The 20,951-nt window shown below is 51.5% G+C and carries 16 protein-coding genes; 2 read left to right on the top strand and 14 right to left on the bottom strand.

Features of this window, described 5'->3' with window-relative positions; translation table 11 throughout:
- The 9 genes from ACEVG1_RS10350 to ACEVG1_RS10310 form a co-directional block, all read right to left on the bottom strand.
- Positions 1 to 3,601, bottom strand: a 3,601-nt coding sequence (locus ACEVG1_RS10350) for a beta strand repeat-containing protein (RefSeq protein ID WP_374743586.1), incomplete at its 3' end; no start/stop codon positions are given.
- A gap of 50 nt (positions 3,602 to 3,651) precedes the next feature.
- Positions 3,652 to 4,296, bottom strand: a complete 645-nt coding sequence (locus ACEVG1_RS10345) for a response regulator (RefSeq protein ID WP_374743585.1) — start codon at positions 4,294 to 4,296, stop codon at positions 3,652 to 3,654.
- A 112-nt stretch (positions 4,297 to 4,408) separates the two neighbouring features.
- Positions 4,409 to 4,750: a hypothetical protein gene (locus ACEVG1_RS10340; protein WP_374743584.1), complete on the bottom strand. Its 342-nt coding sequence runs from the start codon at positions 4,748 to 4,750 to the stop codon at positions 4,409 to 4,411.
- A gap of 302 nt (positions 4,751 to 5,052) precedes the next feature.
- Positions 5,053 to 5,697: a response regulator gene (locus ACEVG1_RS10335; RefSeq protein WP_374743583.1), complete on the bottom strand. Its 645-nt coding sequence runs from the start codon at positions 5,695 to 5,697 to the stop codon at positions 5,053 to 5,055.
- A 110-nt stretch (positions 5,698 to 5,807) separates the two neighbouring features.
- Positions 5,808 to 6,440, bottom strand: a complete 633-nt coding sequence (locus ACEVG1_RS10330) for a response regulator (protein ID WP_374743582.1) — start codon at positions 6,438 to 6,440, stop codon at positions 5,808 to 5,810.
- A gap of 121 nt (positions 6,441 to 6,561) precedes the next feature.
- Complete coding sequence (locus tag ACEVG1_RS10325) at positions 6,562 to 7,314, bottom strand: hypothetical protein (RefSeq protein WP_374743581.1); 753 nt, start codon at positions 7,312 to 7,314, stop codon at positions 6,562 to 6,564.
- A gap of 2 nt (positions 7,315 to 7,316) precedes the next feature.
- The gene (locus tag ACEVG1_RS10320) at positions 7,317 to 10,301 is read right to left on the bottom strand and encodes a histidine kinase (protein WP_374743580.1); all 2,985 of its coding nucleotides are present in this window, start codon (positions 10,299 to 10,301) and stop codon (positions 7,317 to 7,319) included.
- 18 nt (positions 10,302 to 10,319) lie between these two features.
- Positions 10,320 to 10,835 (bottom strand): peptide-methionine (S)-S-oxide reductase MsrA, encoded by a 516-nt coding sequence (gene msrA, locus ACEVG1_RS10315; protein WP_374743579.1) that lies wholly within the window; start codon positions 10,833 to 10,835, stop codon positions 10,320 to 10,322.
- Positions 10,836 to 10,998: 163 nt separating this feature from the next.
- On the bottom strand, positions 10,999 to 12,024 hold the full coding sequence (locus tag ACEVG1_RS10310) for a N(4)-(beta-N-acetylglucosaminyl)-L-asparaginase (RefSeq protein ID WP_374743578.1): 1,026 nt from the start codon (positions 12,022 to 12,024) through the stop codon (positions 10,999 to 11,001).
- Positions 12,025 to 12,239: 215 nt separating this feature from the next.
- Between ACEVG1_RS10310 and ACEVG1_RS10305 the strand changes: the two genes are divergently transcribed.
- The gene (locus tag ACEVG1_RS10305) at positions 12,240 to 13,445 is read left to right on the top strand and encodes an NlpC/P60 family protein (protein ID WP_374743577.1); all 1,206 of its coding nucleotides are present in this window, start codon (positions 12,240 to 12,242) and stop codon (positions 13,443 to 13,445) included.
- Between the two features lie 25 nt (positions 13,446 to 13,470).
- Entirely contained in the window at positions 13,471 to 14,523 is a 1,053-nt protein-coding gene (locus tag ACEVG1_RS10300; RefSeq protein WP_374743576.1) for a dipeptide epimerase, read from the top strand.
- 6 nt (positions 14,524 to 14,529) lie between these two features.
- On the opposite strand, the gene ACEVG1_RS10295 is transcribed toward ACEVG1_RS10300, so the two are convergent.
- The 5 genes from ACEVG1_RS10295 to ACEVG1_RS10275 all read right to left on the bottom strand — a co-directional run bounded on the left by ACEVG1_RS10295 (position 14,530) and on the right by ACEVG1_RS10275 (position 20,951).
- Positions 14,530 to 15,921 carry a putative oxidoreductase C-terminal domain-containing protein gene (locus ACEVG1_RS10295; protein ID WP_374743575.1) on the bottom strand — a complete coding sequence of 464 codons (1,392 nt, stop codon included), beginning with the start codon at positions 15,919 to 15,921 and terminating at the stop codon, positions 14,530 to 14,532.
- Positions 15,922 to 15,959: 38 nt separating this feature from the next.
- On the bottom strand, positions 15,960 to 17,381 hold the full coding sequence (locus ACEVG1_RS10290) for a Gfo/Idh/MocA family protein (protein ID WP_374743574.1): 1,422 nt from the start codon (positions 17,379 to 17,381) through the stop codon (positions 15,960 to 15,962).
- A gap of 33 nt (positions 17,382 to 17,414) precedes the next feature.
- Complete coding sequence (locus ACEVG1_RS10285) at positions 17,415 to 18,260, bottom strand: ThuA domain-containing protein (protein WP_374743573.1); 846 nt, start codon at positions 18,258 to 18,260, stop codon at positions 17,415 to 17,417.
- A 43-nt stretch (positions 18,261 to 18,303) separates the two neighbouring features.
- A complete protein-coding gene (locus ACEVG1_RS10280; protein WP_374743572.1) occupies positions 18,304 to 19,275 on the bottom strand; it encodes a PmoA family protein in 972 nt (323 codons plus the stop codon).
- A 200-nt stretch (positions 19,276 to 19,475) separates the two neighbouring features.
- Positions 19,476 to 20,951 (bottom strand): M14 family zinc carboxypeptidase, encoded by a 1,476-nt coding sequence (locus tag ACEVG1_RS10275; RefSeq protein WP_374743571.1) that lies wholly within the window; start codon positions 20,949 to 20,951, stop codon positions 19,476 to 19,478.

Here is a 20,951-nt window from a genome sequence, read left to right as displayed (position 1 = left end):
TGCCAGCCGCGTCCTTCAGCTGCACCGTGATGGTACTATTGCCATCCGTGGTCATGCTCGGCGGAACAGCCGTGATCGTGGTAGTGGCCACAGCCGCTGCCCCTACACCGATCGTAACCGTGGCATCGTCCGCGATGGTCGTGCCATCCAGTGTACCCGTGATGGTGGCCGTACCCGTAGCAGTAGACGTCAGTGTAGCCGTGTACGTGCCATTGTTGTTATCCGTAACCGTGCCCAGCGTACCAACCGTCGTGCTCAGCGCAACCGTGCCCGAAGAAGCCGTCAGATTGTTGCCAGCCGCGTCTTTCAGCTGCACCGTGATGGTACTATTGCCATCCGTGGTCATGCTCGGCGGAATAGCCGTGATTGTCGTAGTACTTACCGCCGCCGCTCCCACACCGATCGTAACCGTGGCATCGTCCGCGATGGTCGCGCCATCCAGCGTACCCGTGATGGTGGCCGTACCCGTCGCTGCCGAGGTCAGCGTGGCCGTGTACGTGCCATTGTTGTTATCCGTAACCGTGCCCAATGTACCAACCGTCGTGCTCAGCGCAACCGTGCCCGCAGAAGCCGCCAGGTTGTTGCCAGCCGCGTCCTTCAGCTGCACGGTAATTATGGATGAATCGTCCGTGGTTATGCTTGTCGGGAAAGCCGTGATCTCAGTGGTGGCAACGGAAGCGGAGCCCACACCGATCGTAACCGTGGCGTCGTCCGCGATGGTCGTGCCATCCAGTGTACCCGTGATGGTGGCCGTACCCGTCGCTGCCGAGGTCAGCGTAGCCGTGTACGTGCCATTGTTATTATCCGTAACCGTACCCAGTGTACCGATGGTCGTGCTCAGCGCAACCGTGCCCGCAGAAGCCGCCAGGTTGTTGCCCGCCGCGTCCTTCAGCTGCACCGTGATGGTCGATGAGCCGTCAGTCGTCATGCTCGGCGGAATAGCCGTGATGGTAGTGATGGCAGCGGAAGCTGCACCCACCGTGATGCTCACCGTGGCGTTATCCGTGATGGTCGTGCCATCCAGTGTACCCGTGATGGTGGCCGTGCCCGTCGCTGCCGAGGTCAGCGTGGCCGTGTACGTGCCGTTGTTGTTATCCGTAACCGCACCCAGTGTACCGATGGTCGTGCTCAGCGCAACCGCGCCCGCAGAAGCCGCCAGGTTGTTGCCCGCCGCGTCCTTCAACTGCACGGTAATTATGGATGAACCGTCCGTGGTCATACTGGTAGGGTCGGCAACAATCGTGCTCTTATCTGCATCAGCGGGCCCCGGTGCTGCCGTTGCCGTAAAGTCGATAAATCCATCGGGAGCATTTCCGATGTAATCAGCCTGCACGGTGTAATCACCGCTCTTGTCGCCCAGAGTTAATTTGGCAGCGGCCAAACCATCTGCGTCCGTAACAACAGATGCCTCATCCAAAGCTTGCCCGCTTGACAAAGGAGGAGTGTCTCCAATAGCAAACAAAACCGTAACACCCGGAACAGGATTACCATACGTATCAACAGCTTTAACAACAAACGGATTATCTAACTCCGTCGCAACCACCCCTGTTTGTCCGTTTCCGCTTATCCTTTCAATGGCATTGATTCCTGCGTGAATAACTTCGGTATCAGCCCCCTGAATGGAACCAAAACCAGGTATAACGATATCCGAGACACTTATCCATCTATCGGTACCCGCCGTTTTAAAAATAATATTCAGCGTTTCTGTGCCGTCCTGAACATTAAACAAGGCCAAATTGGGCAACAAAGTCGTTCCATCAGCAAGTGTTGCTTTTGCATCATTGCTAGCTAATTTGACACCGGCGTCTGCGTTCGCGACTATATTCCAGTTTGCATCTACAATATTTACTGTCAACGCAAACACATCTCCTGCAGTTTGTATGGTAGGGGTACCGGTTTTTCCGGTAGGTGTTCCCGGTGCTGCCGTTTCCCCCGGCATTAGTACTTGAAATTTAGTTGCAGGTCCGGTGGTAAATATAACCGTTACCTGATCTGTATTCAATTCCGTTCCGCCTGCCGTTGCCGTATACGTTACGGTCTCTGCTTTGGTATTGGTAACCGTGAACGTGACCACTCCGCTCGCATTGGAGAGCCCGCTTGCCGCCGAAATTTGGGAATTACCGCCAGCATTTTGAGCCAGCGTTACAGTCGTGCCGGGAATTGGCTGGTTATCTGCATCCTTTACCGTAACCGTTACCATTGATGTGGTTACGCCATCTGCCACCACACTCGCCGGACTGGATACGACTGTGGAGTGGCCTGCGTTTACGACCTGTGCAGTAAATGCCAATGCTGGCTGCTGTGTGATCTGTACGCCATTGACAGTGACCCGGACAGTCCCGGACTGCGTAGCGGTATTTTTTGCACGGAATGTATAAACCCCGGCGCCGTCCTCCGTGAAGTCGGTAAATGTGGTTGTTCCACTCGGGGTTCCTGCCACCATCAGTTGTGGGTTGAATGCCGCCGACCCCAGGCCCGTGATGGCCGTACCGGCAGCATCCTTCACCGTTACCGTCACCGTCGAATAGCTAGCCCCGTTGGCGATCACACTTGCGGGGGATACTGCGACGGCAGAATTTCCTGCATGTACCGGTGCAACATTGATAGTACGACTGCCGGATGCACTTCCAGTGGCCGTTATGGAATTGATCTTTACAATTATACCCGCAGGGTTTAAAGTCTCCCCTTCATTCTTAACCCTGAAATCAAACGTGTTTTGGCCAGATACCAGATTATGTGCGGAGGTGATTGAAAAAGGAGTAGGAGCCGAGTTGAACGTTGACCCGCCATGACCCGTATTAACACCATTTACAAAAATACCTTGTGGTGTGTTATCACAGGCCCAAGTCCCTGAAATGTTGATCGACGACGGGTTGAGATTGGTGAAATTGACAGTGAGACGATAGTCGTTTACTTGACTACCTGGAGCATTCACATTGCCAGGTTGTGGTACGATCCATGCGCCTGCTTGAGCAACATTAGGATTATTCGTCGTCCAAGTGTCTACGACCTCATTTCTATAAGCAGGGCCAAAAGACCCGCTCGGTGCGACTCGGACCGTCCAACGCGGATCGGGAGTATTACCGGTACCAAACGGAATTACGGTCCCGTTGGCAGCAAGACCGGTACCTCTTATGCCAAGTTCTGCTAATGTAGCTCCTGATTTATTAGCCGAAATATTAATCGAAAACGAAATCGTCCGCTGCGCCGTACTCGGATTACCTCCTCCACCAGCTTTGAACTTTATCGTTCTTAGTCGAGCTTGAAAATCCTCTTTGTTGACATTGCCCACCGACGTTAAAGTAAGTGTAGTCCCCGAAAAAGAGCCGTTAACGTTTCCGCCATTGGCATAAATCAATTCATCCCCCGACTGTGCATTCCCAATAGTCACTGTACCCCCTGTCACCCAAGTAATGGCCGTACCCGTTATCGTCAGCCCCGGATCGACCTCTTGCCCATCGTTTACTTTCACATAGGAAAGTGAACCCGACGATGTACCAATAGTAGGTGTCACTTGCGCCCAAACGGTCGGAGCACTTAACATCACGACCATTCCCCATACCATCAACGTCCGCATAAAAACGACCAGCTTATTACTCATCTTTGTTCTCTTCTTATTTCCGGTAACATTCATTTGTTGTATTTCGATATTTATCCCATCCATCCATACTTCCCTACCAATCCATCCCTGCTATTCAACTGCAACTTCCCATACACATTCCTTATATGGAACTTCACGGTAGCCACGCTGATAGAAAGTTGTTCGGCTACTTGTCTATAGCCCCCCCCTTTTTGCAGCAGGGAAATGATTTCCGTTTCACGCGGGGTGAGTTGTTCGCCACCGATACCGACAGCATCGTTGGCAAGTGCATTGAAATGTCCAAGGATCATCCGGGCCACTTGCGGGCTCATTGCCGAACCGCCGCGAAGCACCTCCAACAGACGAGCTTCGACCTGCGGCAAAGGCGTGTTCTTGAGCAGGTAGTCCGAAGCCCCGGCACACAGTGCCTGGAATACGGTCTCTTTGTTGTCAAACATAGTAAACATGACGACCTGCGTGGTGGAGGATTTCCGCTTCGCATACCACGCTATTTCAACACCTGACTTCCCCCGAAGACTGATGTCGCACAGCAACAAATCGATGCGCTGCTCCTGCCAGCTTTCAATAAACTGCTCGGCAGACTCCGCGGCTAAAATTGGATTGAAATTCGGCGACGACGAAAAATACGCAAGTAATGCATCAAGAATAACCGGCTTGTCTTCTACAATGGCTAGGTAATAGTTAGCGGGCTCCATGGGATGCTTTCATGTGGTAGTTATGTAAGTTTTACGGCTACAAAACTATCACCCCAAGGAACACGTTTTCCCACCCGAATGGGTGGTTTTCAAGATAGTTCGAAGCGGCAAGCTATGCAACCTCTGCTGCTCGCTGCTGAAAAAGCAGTCCCAAAATCCGATCCATCCGTACAACGATAACCACCTCGTTACCATTGTTATCCACAAAATCAGCTTGGACTGTCATCTTGTATTTGTCACCTAACTCTACTTTAGCGGAAGCAACACGCTGATGCAAGAAGACTTTGGCCCAGAGCCCCATCGCCTCGCCGGTGCCGTCTTGATCCGCTAGTACCAAAGCCAGGTATTCCTGAATGCGAGTAATGCCTATAAAGTCAAGCAATTCGGTTTCTCCATAATACGCCACGGCAGTGGCGATATCGGTATCCTTCAACTGTAAATCTGAATTTTCCATAGTTCGTAGGTTTATCAAAAAGTAGTTAATCCGAGTAGAAAACAATTCACTAACAAAGTTAAAATATTCCGTTTAGGAATAAACTACCTGAAAAGGGTAGTTTTAATTCAGCCTAAGATCAGCATGGCCAGCAAATAAAAATGACTTTCTCTTGGACAAAATATCCAAAAATCACTGAGCGGGACGGAAGGGAAAAACTAGGTGGGATAACAAAAAACATGCACCCGGCAACAATACCAGCGTTGCGTTCTACCACCGCAACATGGGGAAATCTGGTATTGGCCGGAATGCATGTTAAGCCGTCACGTTGGCCGTTTATATTTATTAATCAGTTCTGTACGGCTACTGATCTGCAACTTGCCGTATATATTACGGATATGATATTTTACGGTATCGACGCTAACGTATAGCTGCGCAGCCACTTGCTTATACGAATGGCCATCTTGCAGTAGGGAAACAATTTCAATTTCCCGTGGTGTCAGTCGCTCTGCATCCGGTGCGTACGGCTTATCCAAATGGGGGTTGAAATGGCTGATAACCATCCGTGCCACATGGGGGCTCATCACCGACCCACCGTTCAACACTTCTATCAATCGTTCTTCAACTTGGGGCAACGGCGTATTTTTCAATAGATAGCCAGACGCACCCGCGCAGAGTGCTTGGAAAATGGCATCCTTATCGTCAAAAACAGTGTACATCACCACTTGCGTCGACGACGAACGCCGCTTGGTATACCACGCCACCTCGATACCCGATTTACCCGGCAGCCCAATGTCACACAGTAACAAATCGATTCGTTCGTCTCCCCAACGCTCCATGAACTGCTCGGCAGAGTCGGCCGTGAGTATCAACTCGAATCGCTCGGAAGATTCAAAGAACACAGTGAGTGAGTCGAGAATAACCTGCCTGTCTTCGATAATCGCTAACGTCCTTGTATTTGAGACCATATATTGTTTTTCATCCAGGTATTTGCAAAAGTACGGGATGTGACCGTAAGTTTTCCCACCCATACGGGTAGTTCTTCAAAAATACGGTAATTGGACAGTGGTTTGGTGGTTTAGAACTTGTTGATTAACTCGGATCGCGAATTGATTTGTAACTTACTATAAATATTGCGTATATGGAATTTCACCGTATCAACGCTGATAAAAAGCCGCTCCGAAACGGTTCGGTAAGTGGCTCCGTGTTGCAGCATGGATACAATCTCGATTTCCCGATGAGTAAGCCGGTCGATTTCGTTATTCTCTTTCTTATCCAATAACGGATTGAAATAACCGACAACCATCCGAGCTACCTGCGGGCTCATCACAGAACCGCCATCCATCACTTCCAGCAACTGCTCTTCAATCTTGGCCATCGGCGTGTCTTTGAGTAGATAGCCCGAGGCCCCCGCGCAAAGGGCTTGGAAAATCGTTTCCTTATCTTCGAATACCGTGAACATGACCACCTGGGTTGCCGACGATTTACGCTTCACATACCAGGTTGCTTCGATGCCCGACTTGCCAGGCAAACCGATGTCGCAAAGCAGGACATCGATACGTTGGTCTTCCCACGTGTCGATAAAGGCTTCGGTTGAAGTGGCGGAAAATAATAGGTTAAAAGCAGATGTGGCCCTGAAATACCCCTCCAGCATCTTCATAATCATTAGGTTATCTTCAATGATAACCAGATTGAATCTATCCGTTTTCATAAAGTAGTGTAAAATTATTCCAATGCGACAGGAATAGTGTTTTTCAATGATGGTGTAAAGGTAATTGGTTTCGAAAACGGTTGTACTACCCGTTTGGGGTAGTTTTCCAAAACAGTAACGACTACCTCCGGGGCCGAAGCCGAGCTCCAAAACACACCCATATACTGAATAGGAGGTAAAGTGCGCTTACCCAAATGAGCTGGTGGGCATCTTTCAGGATGTAGGATGCCTGTACGCGGTTAAACAATATATTCAGCACCATGCTCACCTGCACTGCGACAAACAGCGAATAGATGATCGTAAGCATATACAATGAAAATAGAAGCCGCTTGGATATCCTGCCATCCTCCGTATCTGCCATAAACAACGAACGCCATTGTGCCAACAAATAAACAAATGCCAATAATAACCGGGCCACGTAATGCCACTGCTGGTTGATAAATCCATACTCATGCTCAAATCCTGTACGTATGTTGCTTACCAACCGTGCCATAAGCGCTTGTTTTTCGGCGGCGCTGGCGATGGCATACGGCATAATATCGATGAGACCGACTATAAACGGGATTAAATGGAGATACCAATGGCGTGGCAGCTTGTGCGTTTGCTGCAGTTTAAGCTGCACGTAGAAATATGCGCAGGGTGCGACCAAGTAATACATCGGAATACCTTTGTTGTAGAGGTTGGGAATACGCGCCACGTAGCCCGTGAGTATCATGATGTAGATGAAGGCGTACCACATAATGGCAAACAAAGCCACGCTGAGCAACAGCTCGGCCAGTTCTCGCCGCCGTTGGTAATCGATGGCCCGTAGTACAATACCCAATGCACTGAATATAATACCCACCATCCCGAAAGCGATTACCCACGTGTCCATGACTAGCCCAAATAGTTAAAGGGATTCGCGAAAAAACGACTACGGGTGGGTACCACGACCGACACTTGATAGCCAGCATGATCCGGCCCACCCGTAAACGTTCCGCCAAGCTGTTCGGCACGCAATTGCATATTGCGGTGGCCATGCCCCTTACGGCCGGTAAGCCGTTCCGCTTGGTGCTTGCCGGTGCCATCGTTGCGGACAACCAATTCTATGTGGCTACCCGTGTGGTGTAGTTTGATATAGACGGTCTTCGCCGTGGAATGCTTGCAGATATTATGTAGGGCTTCTTTGAAAATCAAGTAGAGATTCTGCCGTATTTTCTGCGAAATTTTCCGGTCATCCCGCTGGTCGATGTCGAAATTGACCACGACGTCCGTCGGCTCCAGCAATTGAGCTGCAAGGAACTTCATACGGTCACTCAGGCTACCTTGCTGGTTGTTGCGCGAATCCACGGCCCAGATGATATCGTCCATCATTTGGATAGCTTCCCGGCTATAGCTCCCAATCGATTCGATGGAAGGGGTATGGCCATCTTTAAGGCGAAGGAGGTCTGTCTGCATAGATATGCCCGTCAGCAATCCGCCCACTTCGTCGTGCAAATCGCGCGAGATCCGTTTCCGGAGCCGTTCTTCACCCTTGACTTTTCGCGCCCGTTCGTACACGATATAGCCCGACACGCCGCCAATAAAAAGGATCAATGACACGTAGAAAGTCAGCGTTTCCGTAAAAACAGGCACCTTGGAAACCAGCCACGTATGCTCGGATGCCACGCCACCGCCGTTGGCGGCCTCCATCTTTACCGACACGTGGTATTCGCCTGCAGATAAGCCCGACAGATTAATCTGTGCCGAAGCGGGCATTTCTTGGTACTCATTCATTAACGGCACGATCTTAAACAACATCCGATATACTTGGCGGTACGAATCGGGGCGTGCAAAATCCATCGAAAACCACGCTGCATCCGATGGGAGCTCGAGCGTATCGCCCAACTGTTGCCGCCCATAGTTTTCTACGTAGCGATTGGAACGAATCCCGAGCCGTATAGCGGCAAGTTGCGGACTGGGAATAACGACATCCGCAGCCCGCAGCAACTGCTCCGGCTCAAACGAGATGTAGCCACCTATGCCCCCCATAAATAGCCGATCCGTTTCGGCATCGTAAAAGGTTGCCTGGTGGTTGAACTCTTCGAACGGCAGTCCGTCGGTATGGTAATAGTTAAAAATCCTACCGTTTTCCCGTACCGATAAGCCTTCGTGGGTACCCATGAACAATGCTCCGCCCACCCAGGCCATCTGATACACGGTATTGCTTGCCATGCCATTCTCCACATTGATCATCTGGCTGGGGTGGCCGTGGTTATCGATCATAATAAGCCCTTGGCCTTTCGTCGCCAGATAAACCGTGTCGTCGTGCCGCACGTGGGTATAAACATTCAAATCAACGTGGCCAGCGGGATAGACTTTGCGGAAATGATCGTTCTCCCACGTAAAAAAGCCCCGATCCGTGGTAAATGAAATGCCCCCGTTATGCACCGACAGCGATTGCACACGCATGCCGCGGCTGAAGAACCCCGATGCGGGGCATACCAAGGGCATTACTTCCCCCGTCTGCCGGGCGTATTTCCATATCCCATTGTACGTGCCAACCAAAAGCGTATCGGATGCATAGTTGACTACACAATACGCCATCCCCGTGAAACGTTCGCCGGTTCCAGGTGGAACATGGAGAGGGGCAGGAACCAACTTGCCACGGACGAAATACGTGAGGAAATCACCTTCCAATGCAATACAGGTCGTGTCGGGCGATAAAGCGAGGAACGCATAGTAATTGTTTTCCGGCGCTTGGGTAAACGGCGCTACCTCGCCTCCCTCGGGTAGTGCATCGAGGTAGCCGTAGCCGCCGAAATAATAAGTTCCATGCTGCTTCATCATGCCCCGCGCGCTACCGCAATCAATGAAATCGAACTTTAACTTTGCCGGAAATACGCTGTACAACCCATGGTCGGTACATAACAACCATTCGTCGCCAGCCCGTTGCCACCCATTGAGCCGTTTGTACAGGATGTGTTCGTTGAATTGGTGGGTACCGGAGGTCAATAGCCGGAACGCGGTATCCCGGCTAAATTCGAAATATTGGGTCTCATGGAAAATGACCACCTTGTCTTTTGTTTCAAACGACCAGTGGTTCCAGTTGGTAAAATCGGTTGTGCGGAAGATAGACCGCGGCAACGCACGGAATGCCTCTCCATCACACACGTAGTAGCCCTGCGAGTAAATCCGGACCAATACCCCGCCAGCCACAGGCATCAGGTCCTCCATGCGACTGAACAATCCCGCCGGAAACCTCGAAACAGTCTGTTTGCCGGTCGCCAGGTCATACCCGTACAGATTATCGCCGAAGGCCAGCCAAAGCCGATCATGATCGGCCACGAGCAACCTACCCACGGGGCGGCGCTCAAAAACAGCATACGGATCGAACTGGAAAAGCGCCCGCTTGCCGTGTTCATTCACAAGCCACACATTGCCGCGCCTATCGGCTATATAGAATGCATCGTCAGCAGCAAAGAAAGAAACCACCTGTCGGCCAACCAGCTCGCCCAAGGGATGGCCCCGGTCTACGAACGACCACGTATTCAAATCAAATAATACAAGGCCGTTACGGGTGCTGATCCACAAGCGCCCCCACGGATCGGCGTGCAAACCATCGGCTTCATAAAACGGCAGCTCTTTGCCATATAGCTTCGCAAAAGCAATGACAGAAACCCCGTCAAAACGGGAAATCAATCCACCCGACAGCATCCACACCATCCCGAAAGGATCTTTGGTTGCCTGATTGATCATCGCGTGATGTTTGTCTATCCCTGGCAACACTTGGGCATAGTGGTAGGGCGATGCATCTAGACGAATCGATGCCGATACCATTGCAACCAACAGCGTGAAAACCACGCGGCTCCTTATTCGATAATTTGGTTTAGCATTCTTCATCTATTGGGTAGAAGTGACCTAACCACCCCGGCTTTTCAAGAACTTTTGAAGTTTCGGGGCGATTACTGCCGCACAATACGGATTTTGCGGGTTATTGTTAAAATAATCGTGATGGTAGTCCTCCGCTTCATAAAAAGGTTGGGCCGGGACAACCTCGGTAACGATCGGCTCGTCGTACACTTCATGGGCCGATAGTTGGCTGATGAACGCCTCCGCTGCCATACGCTGCTCTTCGTCATGGTAGAAGATTGCCGACCGGTATTGTGTGCCCACATCATTACCCTGTCGGTTAGGGGTAGTGGGGTCGTGTGTTTTGAAGAAAACCGCCAAGAGTGCTTCGTAAGCCACGGTTTGCTCGTCATAGTCAATCTGTACCACCTCCACGTGCCCCGTGGCTCCGCTACAAACTTGCTCATAGGTAGGATGTGCACGGTTGCCACCCATATAACCCGGGCGCACATGCGCAACCCCTGCCAGTTGCTGAAAAATCACTTCGGTGCACCAAAAGCACCCACCTCCAAACGTTGCTACCATTTTTTGCTTTTTTGCTGTTTGCCTCTTGCTGTTTGCTTTTTGCTGTTTGCTGTTTGCTTTTTTGCCTTTTGCTTTTTGCCGACTCTCCTGTCTAACCAGAAAACAGATACTCACCGGGCTCCCTACATCCACCAAATCCGGGCTCCATCGTCAAATCGTCCTATCAGAAAACATGTTCCCCATCCACGAGCAAGTCTTGCTGTTGCGCGTCGCAGACAGCATATGAAAAGCCCTTCTGAAGCGAAAACGCTCCGTACTCACCCTGTTTATTCAACGCCAGAAAGCCAACTTGGATTTCCTTGGCGGTTTCGGGCTTCTTTTTGATGATGCGCTCCACCGCTTCACGGCAAGCATCGCGCGGAGATAGCCCCTGCCTCATCAGCTCAACCACCAAGAAACTGCCTACCGTGCGGATTACCTCCTCGCCTACCCCCGTTGCCGTAGCACCGCCTACTTCGTTATCCACATACAATCCGGCCCCGATAATGGGGCTATCACCCACCCGGCCACGCATTTTAAACGCCATACCACTGGTTGTGCACGCCCCCGAGAGGTTACCATCGCTATCAAGCGCCAACATGCCGATCGTATCGTGGTTATACTGGTTACCGGGCAGTTTATCGGTGGTAAACGACTTATTTTCTATATTGACAACGGGCTCGTATTTGCCTTCTTTGAGCCAAGCCTTCCAAGCGGCTTCGCTTTTCGGCGTAAGGAGCTGTTCTTTCTCAAACCCATTTTGCAGGGCAAACTGCAGAGCGCCGTCACCTACAAGCATCACGTGGGGGGTCTTCTCCATCACCAATCGTGCCACTGAAATCGGATGGGCGATATGCTCCAACGCGGCAACGGAACCACAGTTGCCTTGATCGTCCATGATACACGCATCAAGCGTAACATGGCCGTCGCGATCCGGATATCCCCCTTTACCGACCGTTAAGTTTGATAAATCAGCTTCCGGCACGCGTACACCGGCCTCCACTGCATCCAGTGCGGCCCCGCCGTTCTTCAACACCGCCCAAGCGGCACGGTTGGCAGCCACACCGAAATCCCATGTGGAGATCACAATGGGCTTGTTGATAGCACCGCTCGTGCGTGCCCCGGCACCGCCGGCCGTTGCAAGCCCGCCTATCGAAAGTACCGAAGCGCCGATGGTGCCTGCTTTTATAAATGTTCTCCTATCGATCATTTTTCTGTGTTTTTTGCGGTTTGCTATTTGCGGTTTGCACTAAGCGTGCAGACTTATAGCCTATTGCTTTCCGTACCGAAAGGTAACGCCGACATGCACGTTCATGCAGTATTTTATCCGTAAAGGTGATTTTTATCATAAAAAATTGTACAATAACGAATTATCGCTTAACTTCGTATGAAACGCACCCAATGATGAAAACCCACTATACATTTATGTTACCATTATTTTACTGCTTTTTCGGTCTAACAGTTTATGCGCAAGTCGATTTGCAGGATTCGGACGAATACAGCAAAATCACGCAAATAGTTGAAGAAATAAAAACCCAACATGCCCCAGACAAACGTACGGCTCTTTTCGAGTTGCAGCGACTGGACAACGCAACGCCCTCCTACACAATCACCACGACGGAAGCGGAGGCGCTGAAGCTGTTCTCCCAAAGGCTTGCCGATTATCACATCTCCGAAACAAATATAACGATAAATCTATTGCCCGATAGCAGTGTGGGCGAGAATGTTTCGGGCGTAGTCAATCTCTCCGTAGCTAACTTGCGGGTTATGCCGCGGAACCAGGCCGAATTGGCGTCGCAGGTCTTATTGGGCACCACGGTTGATTTGCTGCAGCGGCAGGATGGCTACTACCGCGTCCGCACACCAGAAGGATACATCGCATGGGTGAGCACATCGTCCGTTACGCCCTTGGCTGCCAACCAAGCGAAGCAGTGGAAATCGGCGAAGAAAATCATCTTTACAGCCGATTTCGGGCACTCCTACACTCAGCCCGACATCCAATCGCTGCGCGTATCGGACTTGGTGATGGGCGATTTACTGATTGCCCTGGACCAGTCGGCTGGCTTTTACCAGGTACAATATCCGGATGGACGCCTAGCTTACATCGACAATAAATTGGCCCGTCCTTTTGACGAGTGGCTGAGCACCCGTGATGTAACCGCCGGAAACGTACTGGACATTGCCAAATCCATGATGGGTGTCCCTTATCTGTGGGGGGGCACTTCGGTGAAAGGTGTTGACTGCAGTGGCTTCACCAAAACAGCCTTTTTCATGAACGGTGTCATCATTCCACGGGATGCGTCTCAACAGGTACTCGCTGGTGAGCCAATTGATATCTTGTCGGCAGGCGAACTAGACACGGACAAAGCGCTCCGAAACCTGCGCCCGGCTGATTTGCTCTTTTTTGCCTCGGGCAACGGACGGTCGCCCGACGCACGCATTACCCACGTAGCGCTATACTTGGGAAACGGCGAGTTTATTCATGCTGCCGGCACGGTACGCATCAACAGCATGCTCCCAAGTGCACCCAATTATAGCGACTTCCAATCGCGCACCTTGGTAAGTGCACGAAGGTACATTGGGCAGGAGGACCCTGGTTTGCAATCCGTATCAACAAACCCATTCTATTAGGCCACACAAAAAAACACCGACAACCATGCAAACAACCTTGCGAAAATCCGGCAAATTTACCCTGAGATACCGTCCCTACACCCTTGAGCTCCGGCACGTGTTTACCATCGCTGCCGGTTCGCGCAGCACCACACCTGTTGTCCTTACCGAGCTGGAATACGATGGAGTAGTCGGGTACGGAGAGGCTTCCATGCCACCGTATTTGGGCGAGTCGCACGAAAGCGTAAGGACGTTTCTGGACCGGGTAGACCTTTCGGGATTCAACGACCCTTTCCATACGGCCGATATGCTCGCTTATATCGACCAGCTTGCACCGAAAAACACGGCAGCCAAAGCATCGGTTGACATAGCGCTGCACGACCTCTTGGGCAAACTCATGAACCAACCGTGGCACCGGATATGGGGATACAACACTGCCGATACGCCCCACACATCCTTCACCATCGGCATCGACACGGCGGATATGGTGCGGCAGAAAGTGCGAGAGGCTGCACCTTACAAGATACTCAAAGTGAAACTCGGGCTCGATACGGACAAGATGATGATCGAGACGATACGCGAGGTTACGGACAAGCCGCTTTGCGCCGACGTGAACCAAGGGTGGAAACGCCGGGAAGAAGGGCTGGAAATGGCACATTGGCTTGCCGAACGCGGTGTGATATTCCTCGAGCAGCCGATGCCCAAAGAGCAGGTGGACGACAACGCCTGGCTTACGGAAAACAGCCCCATACCCACTGTTGGCGACGAAGCGGTACAGCGCCTCCACGATGTGCGCAAAGCGCATGGTGTGTATAGCGGCATCAACATCAAACTGATGAAATGTACCGGGATGCGCGAGGCGCACCAAATGGCGGAATTGGCGCGGGCACTCGGCATGAAGGTCATGTTGGGCTGCATGACGGAGACATCGTGCGCCATCTCCGCTGCTGCCCAATTATCGCCTGTGGTAGACTGGGCCGACCTCGATGGCGCGCTACTTATCAACAACGATCTTTACCGCGGCATGGAAGTAGTTGATGGCAAGGTCATGCTGCCCCGTACTCCGGGCATCGGCATCCGACTAATGGGCCAAAAATAAGCTAAGCTAAGGAGCCGTTACCGTTTCCGCTTCCGTGAGTGCCTTCGTTGTCAAGTAATACTTTGCAATCATATTGGGCACCTCCCACTCAGGCATCGTTCCCGATTGCAGGAAGCCCAGGTATTTCTCGGCCACTTGCGCAAAATGCTCCTCGTGCGTAGTCACCAAGGATGGGTCTACACTGATCCGATACCGCCCGGGAGCCAGTTGCTCAAACGACAGTCCTTTGTAATCTGCGCCCAATTGCTCGACCGCTTGGGCGAGGGTGGCTTCAAATGCCGTGGCATCCCGTTCGCCTGTCGATTCCACATACAGCACGGGCTTGTATTGTTCGGCCGCACCTTGCTTGATAATCAAGTTGGCATACTTGCCGCGCATGATGGAGTAGTGCGTATCGCCCGTACCCTGCGGGGCCTCGAAGTTCCAGATGACCGATACCTTGGCATGCACTCCTTTCAGCGTATAATTGATCTCACCATTGGCATACGCAGCGAGGTTACCCGCTTCATCGACCGACTCGGCTAAAAATGCCGGAATCTCCGGTTGCCCGGTTGATCGCTCGAATTGGGCCGGTGTCACGACCGTTGGCCATCGCCTGGCGGATACCAGTTCGATGTCCTGTCCGTAATCGATAATCTCATCCGGGAAGCTCTCCCATTGCACCAAATCCACCAAGTGGGTAGTCACGTCAACGAGCCCCTCGCCCTGTTGCCGCGTATCATAAAACCACGCGGGGCGTACCAACGGCTTGCCCGACACTTCCTTAAAGAAATGGTGTACGCTCTCCTTGGTAATGGCGGGATTATCTGGCGTGCCCTTTTCCAACTCACCGAAAAACCCGCGAACCTGCGATAACTCCTTTTGCAGCATGGTATTGATTTCGTAGCGTTCGGTCATGATATCATAAAGCAAAACACCACGCTCCTCTGCCTTCGCGAAGGCGTCAACCAATTTTGAGAAACCTTCCGGATTGATGGCCATGGGTTTATCGGCAAGTACGTTCAAACCAGCATCGATAGACTGTGTGATGTAGTCTATTTTATCGCGGTTATTGCCCGCCAATACGACGACATTGCCTTTACGCTCTTTCAGCATCGTTTCCAGGAAATCAGCGCCCGTGTATACCACCTCTTTCCAGCGTGTCGGCATTTCCTGGCGTGTATTGTATTGGTCAATCAATGCCAAATGGGATTTCAGCTCGGTACCCTCGGGCGCATACACATGCACCACACTATCCACTTGTGGATACATGCTTTTTTGCACCAAGGCGGCATGGAAATGCCCAGGGGCTACGGTAATTAATTGAATTTCCTTTCGCTGCATATCGTCTTCGCGAGGGCCACACGCCGAAAGGCATACCGCTGCCATCAACATAAGCAGTCCTGTTTGTTTGTTCATCTATTTTTATCTATCAACTGTCAATTATCAACTAAAAATTACCCTTTGACATGCGACGTACCATAGGGGAATCGTTGCGGACGGGAAAGCAGTGCATTGGCCTCGTCATCACCGATAAACCGTTCTTTGGTAGCATCCCACCGAAGTTTGCGTCCCAGTTTCATGGCGGCGTGGGCAATTAGGCAAGCTGATCCCGAGCGGTGCGCTATTTCCACATGGCTGATGGTCTGCTTGCCGTTGCGGATACACTCCAGCCAATTCTGGTGTTGCTCCGGGCTTTCATACAGCTTCGTTTCATTTTCGCCAATGACTGATTGGAGTATCTTGTTGTCACTTGCTTTGAAAGCCTCGTTTTCCTTACCGTCGGCAGCACCCGGATCGGTTGCCGTGACCCCCACGTTACCCCGAGATACGAAAATCCATCCCTCCGTCCCTTCGAATCGTACGCCATTGGGATTCTTCCCGCTGATCTGCATCACTACATTGCCCGGGTACAGCATCTGTACTTCGAAATCGCCGTGCACATTCCACAAACCACTGGTGGGAAAGTCTGCCCAACCCTCGGCTTCCAACGGGCCGCTCAACTCGGTACCCAGCCCCCAATGGGCGATATCGATGTGGTGTGATCCCCACCCGGTAATCATACCTGCGCCGAATTGCTCACAGCGTAACCAACCTGGACGGTCATAGATGTTAGTTTGTGAGTGGACACGATCAAGCGTATAGGGCACCAGTGGCGTGGAACCCAGCCAACGGTCGTAGTCGAGGTTCGCTGGCACGGGCATTTCGGTAGGATCTCCCCCTGCCGGGTCGCCGGGAAGGCCGACAATAACCCGCTTGATGGTACCGATACGGCCGTTGCGTACCAATTCGCATGTACGTTTAAATTGGGGCCACGGCTGAACCGAGCGCTGCTGGCTACCCAATTGGAATACCACGCCTTTACGCGCTACCGCTTCGGCCATCATACGCCCTTCTTGTATGGTAAGCGACGTGGGTTTCTGTAGATAAATATGCTTTCCCGCAATCGCCGCTTCCATGGCGGGCTGTGCATGCCAGTGATCTGGCGTGCTGATGACCACCGCATCCACATCTTTACTGGCGATCAAGTCGCGGTAATCGCCGTACGTTTTCACATCGACGGGCGATTTCCCGCCGTTCTTCGCTGCTTGCTGTTGTTCCAACCATTCTTTGCCTGCCGCTGCCCGGCTACTGTCCACATCGGCCACGGCTACTAAGCGTACGTAATCGTGTTTTAACACTTCGGGCAGGTCATGTGACTTGGCTATGCGGCCAAAACCGATCTGCCCGATATTGATACGGTTGCTGGGTGCATTTTTTCCAAATACCGATGCCGGCACGATGGTTGGAAAAGTGGACGCGGCTGCCAACAGGGCCGCACCACCCGCGGTTTGCTTGATGAACGTCCGCCTATTTAAGTGCTTGTTTTGTTTATCCATGACGTATAATTTTTACGATTTCAATATTAATAATTAACGTTCTCTTACTTCGTCTTGCGGGGTGGTTGCATAGGCTTTACTGTAATCTCTTTTCTTGCTCCCTTTTACCACCCACTCGATGCCACCGAGGAGGTGTTTCCTAAATTCCTCGTCCATATAATCTTCTTTGCCGTGGCCAAGCGACGTATACCATGAACGGCCACCATCAAACTCGTGGCACCAAACCGACGGAAAGGCATCGCCGAATGTATCCAAACGCCGATTGTTTTCGCCTTGCAGTGTGGTGGCGTCATTGACCGCTACCACATGCAGATTTACATGCATTTGCTTCAGGTAATAAAACTCATCGCCTTTCACCCGTACCCATTTGCGTGGCAGGTGGGCTACCGAAGGGTGTTTGGCGTCGATGATGTTGACCGTAAATGGCTGGTACTTATCGTGCCAGTAAAAGGTGGCACCTAGCAACTGCTTGAACCATTTCCAACTACGCTCGGTGCCAGACGCCGAGTGGATGCCCACAAAACCACCCCCCGCCTGGATATAACGCATCAGCGCAACGCGCTGCGCATCGGTATCAAAAACATCGTTGTTGGTATTCGAAAAGACCAATGCATCGTACTTTTTCAGGTTTTCATCGGTAAACACCGACGGGTCTTCCGTAGCATCGACCGAAAATCCATGCTGTTCTCCCAATGCTTTAAGTGCAATGATGGAATTTTCGATGTTATCATGCACAAACCCGACGCCGTTTTTGGTGTAAACCAGCACGTTGATCTTTTTCCATTTTACCGATTGCGCAGAAAGCACGCCAGCAAACAGGAACAGTGGCAGGCTCAACAACGCCACCCGCGTTAACCGTGAAAAAAAGTTAGATCTCATAATTGTCTTAAAAAATATTGTTTCAGTAAAATGGGTAATCGTCTTAATTGGCAAAGGTTTGCCATAATTGCTCGGCTTCAGCAGCCGACAACTTGCCGTCGAAAATGACCAGCCGGTATTGCAGGGTATATGTTTTTCCTGCTTCCAATATCCAGTCCATATTTTTGGTCGGAGCAAAGTTAAAAAACTGGTCTCCCCGTCCGCCATTGGCGTTTTCAGGCCATATTCGTATGGGCTCGGGAGAATTGTAATTGTCGGGGTGCGAGAGGAAAAGCACGCCGCCTTCGCTATCCCCCAATTGGCCGTACATCATCCCCCAGCGTTCCAAGGAGCCATCCGCATCCTTGCGGGTTTTGCCGGTCGAGGTGAGCACGCCGCTATTCGTGTTGGTCCATTCGGGCGTTGCGCGGAGTCCGAGCCCGGCATACCGGTATTCCTTCAATACCACATCCGCATCGGTCGTAGGGACCAGCGTTGACCGGATATCCACGGCATACTTATCTGCGTCTAGCTGCGAAATAGCAATACGCCAGTTTTCCTTCATAATGACAGTCTCGCGGCCATCATCAAAAATAACGTGGTCGTGTATCGCTTCAAAACCAGCATGCGTTTTATCCTGAAAAATCTCGGCGAAGTCTACGAAGCGGACCGTCCCTTTTTTATCCCCGATATTCCACAGGTCGTACATTTTCCCTTTGTACTCCACATGCGTCCACGGGTTCCAAAGGCCATAGTGATGATAATGGTCTGCCGGTTGAATATGGGTAAGCACTTTACCGGCAATTGTCTGCAACGGGTGGATATATCCAGCACGGCCGTAGGCTTCGTCCACACCCGGCGGCGGAGGCTTCACCGTGTACCGATAGGTAAGCAAAGGCTTCCCGTCGGGGTTGCTCAACAAGAGTTCGTCACTTCCTTTCACTGCTGAATAAGATTTGCCGGTACCAGATGGCTGTCCCAGTACCCATAAGGTCCCCACACATAGCCAAAAAGCTGTCACTATTATTTTTAACATCGTTCTTGATAGATTTATAAATATTTCAAGGATAAAGTTATCAAAAATCCCACCGATACAGGCATCGGCTTTTTTTTTTGACTGGCTAAAGGGCCTATTCGGTGATTTCAGGGGTGTTCAACCGTTATACTAAAATCGCTAACGCTGGGCGGGCCAACAACCCGTTTGGTTGATTGTTGACCTTGCGTGCCGACCCTCGGTCACTGCACATAGTTTTTAAATGTTTCCTGTGGCGCGGCCGCAAGATCGATCAGGTAGCCGTTAATCACTGCGTACACGGGCTCACCGTCTTTTGAAAGGAAAAAATTGGCTGCCCTACCCAAATGCGGGCCGGCGGTACCAGGTGCCTGCTGGTAAAAGGCAACCATTGGCAGTCCATGATGGCGATTTTCGGGCATCTGTGCCAATTGGATAGCACAATAGCCCTGTCGCAACAGATCCATTGCCTGCTCCATCGACACGTCACCTACACGATCAAACACCCTTGGGTAAATCTTCCCCGCCATGAAGTGATAACCAACAGCATCTAGCTCCGCGTAGCCAAAATTCTCTCCCAAATCACCCACGTCGCTGATGCGCGACTGCACGTAGTATTCACTATCTACCGTATATTCATTGCGGTTAATGGACAAGTCTACGGTATATTCCATCGAATCGCGGGAAACGCTGACATGCCGCAGCAACACATCCGAGAGCTTGGAGTCGCTAAACGGAATCGACTCATAGGATTCGATATCGTACTGCGCATAACTGCCCTGAGCGATTTCAATCAGCGCATTGAGGATGACGATGAAGTTAAGCTTGCGGATGAACTGCTTTTCAGGATCGCCTTTGTACCCTCCCGACTCAATCAGTACCGTGCGCGTGCCCCACGTTTGGAAATTGTCGCCAAACGCCCGTGGCGAATAGGTATCGTCATATTTCGCCACGCCTCCTGGCACATAACCCTGCAACAATTGGTTTATTCCGGCCGCTATTCTCATCGCGTCGCCGCGCACTTCGTTGATTTCACGCTCCTCGTTGTATGCCGGAGCCAGCAGTGCTATGGTTACGGGGGTGGGCGTACCGGGCGTATTGTAGTAAATATGCATGTCGTGCAAGTTGAACCCGTAATCGGGCCGCACAGTTTTCGCGGCGTTAATCAATAGACGGCCTTCTACCGTAGCTCCCGAACGGGCATCGCGGTTCAGGTCCACGTCCATCGCATTGCGCCGGGTATATACATCCGCACCGTCCGGATTGAGCATCGGAATAAAATAGAGACTCGTCTGCGCTTTCAACAGGTTGCGTATGCTATCCATCCCGTCGCCCGATGCCTCCAGGAAGTTAAACAGGTCCATCAGCGCCATGGTAGCTGTGGGTTCATTGCCATGCATCTGCGACCAAAGCATCACCCGTTTGGGGCCTATACCATATTTGAGTTGGTAGATGGGCTTTTTAAGCACCGAAACGCCTAACTGCGTTACTTCAAAAGCGTTACCGCCTAACCGCTTAAGGATAAGTGGTTCGATATCGGCATGTTTGAAGCGACGGTTGTTGATGGTCGCTTCCCGATAGGTTTCAAACGCCTTTGCCAGCATAGCGGTATCCGGCTGGTAAGTAATCCGCCCCTGACCCACCCCTTCGCAGGCGGCCGAGACCAGGACAATGGTCAATAAGTGGATAACATGCTTCAT

This window comes from Parapedobacter sp. 2B3 (assembly GCF_041925275.1).
Taxonomy (GTDB): Bacteria; Bacteroidota; Bacteroidia; order Sphingobacteriales; family Sphingobacteriaceae; genus Parapedobacter; species Parapedobacter pyrenivorans_A.
This window is presented reverse-complemented; position numbering and strand designations above follow the sequence as displayed.

What these genes read in the sequence shown, in the direction of transcription:
- ACEVG1_RS10290 (WP_374743574.1), bottom strand. Translation starts at nt 17,381, where the DNA reads ATGGATAAACAAAACAAGCACTTAAATAGGCGGACGTTCATCAAGCAA.
- ACEVG1_RS10305 (WP_374743577.1), top strand. Translation starts at nt 12,240, where the DNA reads ATGTTACCATTATTTTACTGCTTTTTCGGTCTAACAGTTTATGCGCAA.
- ACEVG1_RS10320 (WP_374743580.1), bottom strand. Translation starts at nt 10,301, where the DNA reads ATGAAGAATGCTAAACCAAATTATCGAATAAGGAGCCGCGTGGTTTTC.
- ACEVG1_RS10325 (WP_374743581.1), bottom strand. Translation starts at nt 7,314, where the DNA reads ATGGACACGTGGGTAATCGCTTTCGGGATGGTGGGTATTATATTCAGT.
- ACEVG1_RS10285 (WP_374743573.1), bottom strand. Translation starts at nt 18,260, where the DNA reads ATGAGATCTAACTTTTTTTCACGGTTAACGCGGGTGGCGTTGTTGAGC.
- ACEVG1_RS10275 (WP_374743571.1), bottom strand. Translation starts at nt 20,951, where the DNA reads ATGAAGCATGTTATCCACTTATTGACCATTGTCCTGGTCTCGGCCGCC.
- ACEVG1_RS10345 (WP_374743585.1), bottom strand. Translation starts at nt 4,296, where the DNA reads ATGGAGCCCGCTAACTATTACCTAGCCATTGTAGAAGACAAGCCGGTT.
- ACEVG1_RS10295 (WP_374743575.1), bottom strand. Translation starts at nt 15,921, where the DNA reads ATGAACAAACAAACAGGACTGCTTATGTTGATGGCAGCGGTATGCCTT.
- ACEVG1_RS10300 (WP_374743576.1), top strand. Translation starts at nt 13,471, where the DNA reads ATGCAAACAACCTTGCGAAAATCCGGCAAATTTACCCTGAGATACCGT.
- ACEVG1_RS10330 (WP_374743582.1), bottom strand. Translation starts at nt 6,440, where the DNA reads ATGAAAACGGATAGATTCAATCTGGTTATCATTGAAGATAACCTAATG.
- ACEVG1_RS10340 (WP_374743584.1), bottom strand. Translation starts at nt 4,750, where the DNA reads ATGGAAAATTCAGATTTACAGTTGAAGGATACCGATATCGCCACTGCC.
- ACEVG1_RS10335 (WP_374743583.1), bottom strand. Translation starts at nt 5,697, where the DNA reads ATGGTCTCAAATACAAGGACGTTAGCGATTATCGAAGACAGGCAGGTT.
- ACEVG1_RS10280 (WP_374743572.1), bottom strand. Translation starts at nt 19,275, where the DNA reads ATGTTAAAAATAATAGTGACAGCTTTTTGGCTATGTGTGGGGACCTTA.
- ACEVG1_RS10310 (WP_374743578.1), bottom strand. Translation starts at nt 12,024, where the DNA reads ATGATCGATAGGAGAACATTTATAAAAGCAGGCACCATCGGCGCTTCG.
- msrA (WP_374743579.1), bottom strand. Translation starts at nt 10,835, where the DNA reads ATGGTAGCAACGTTTGGAGGTGGGTGCTTTTGGTGCACCGAAGTGATT.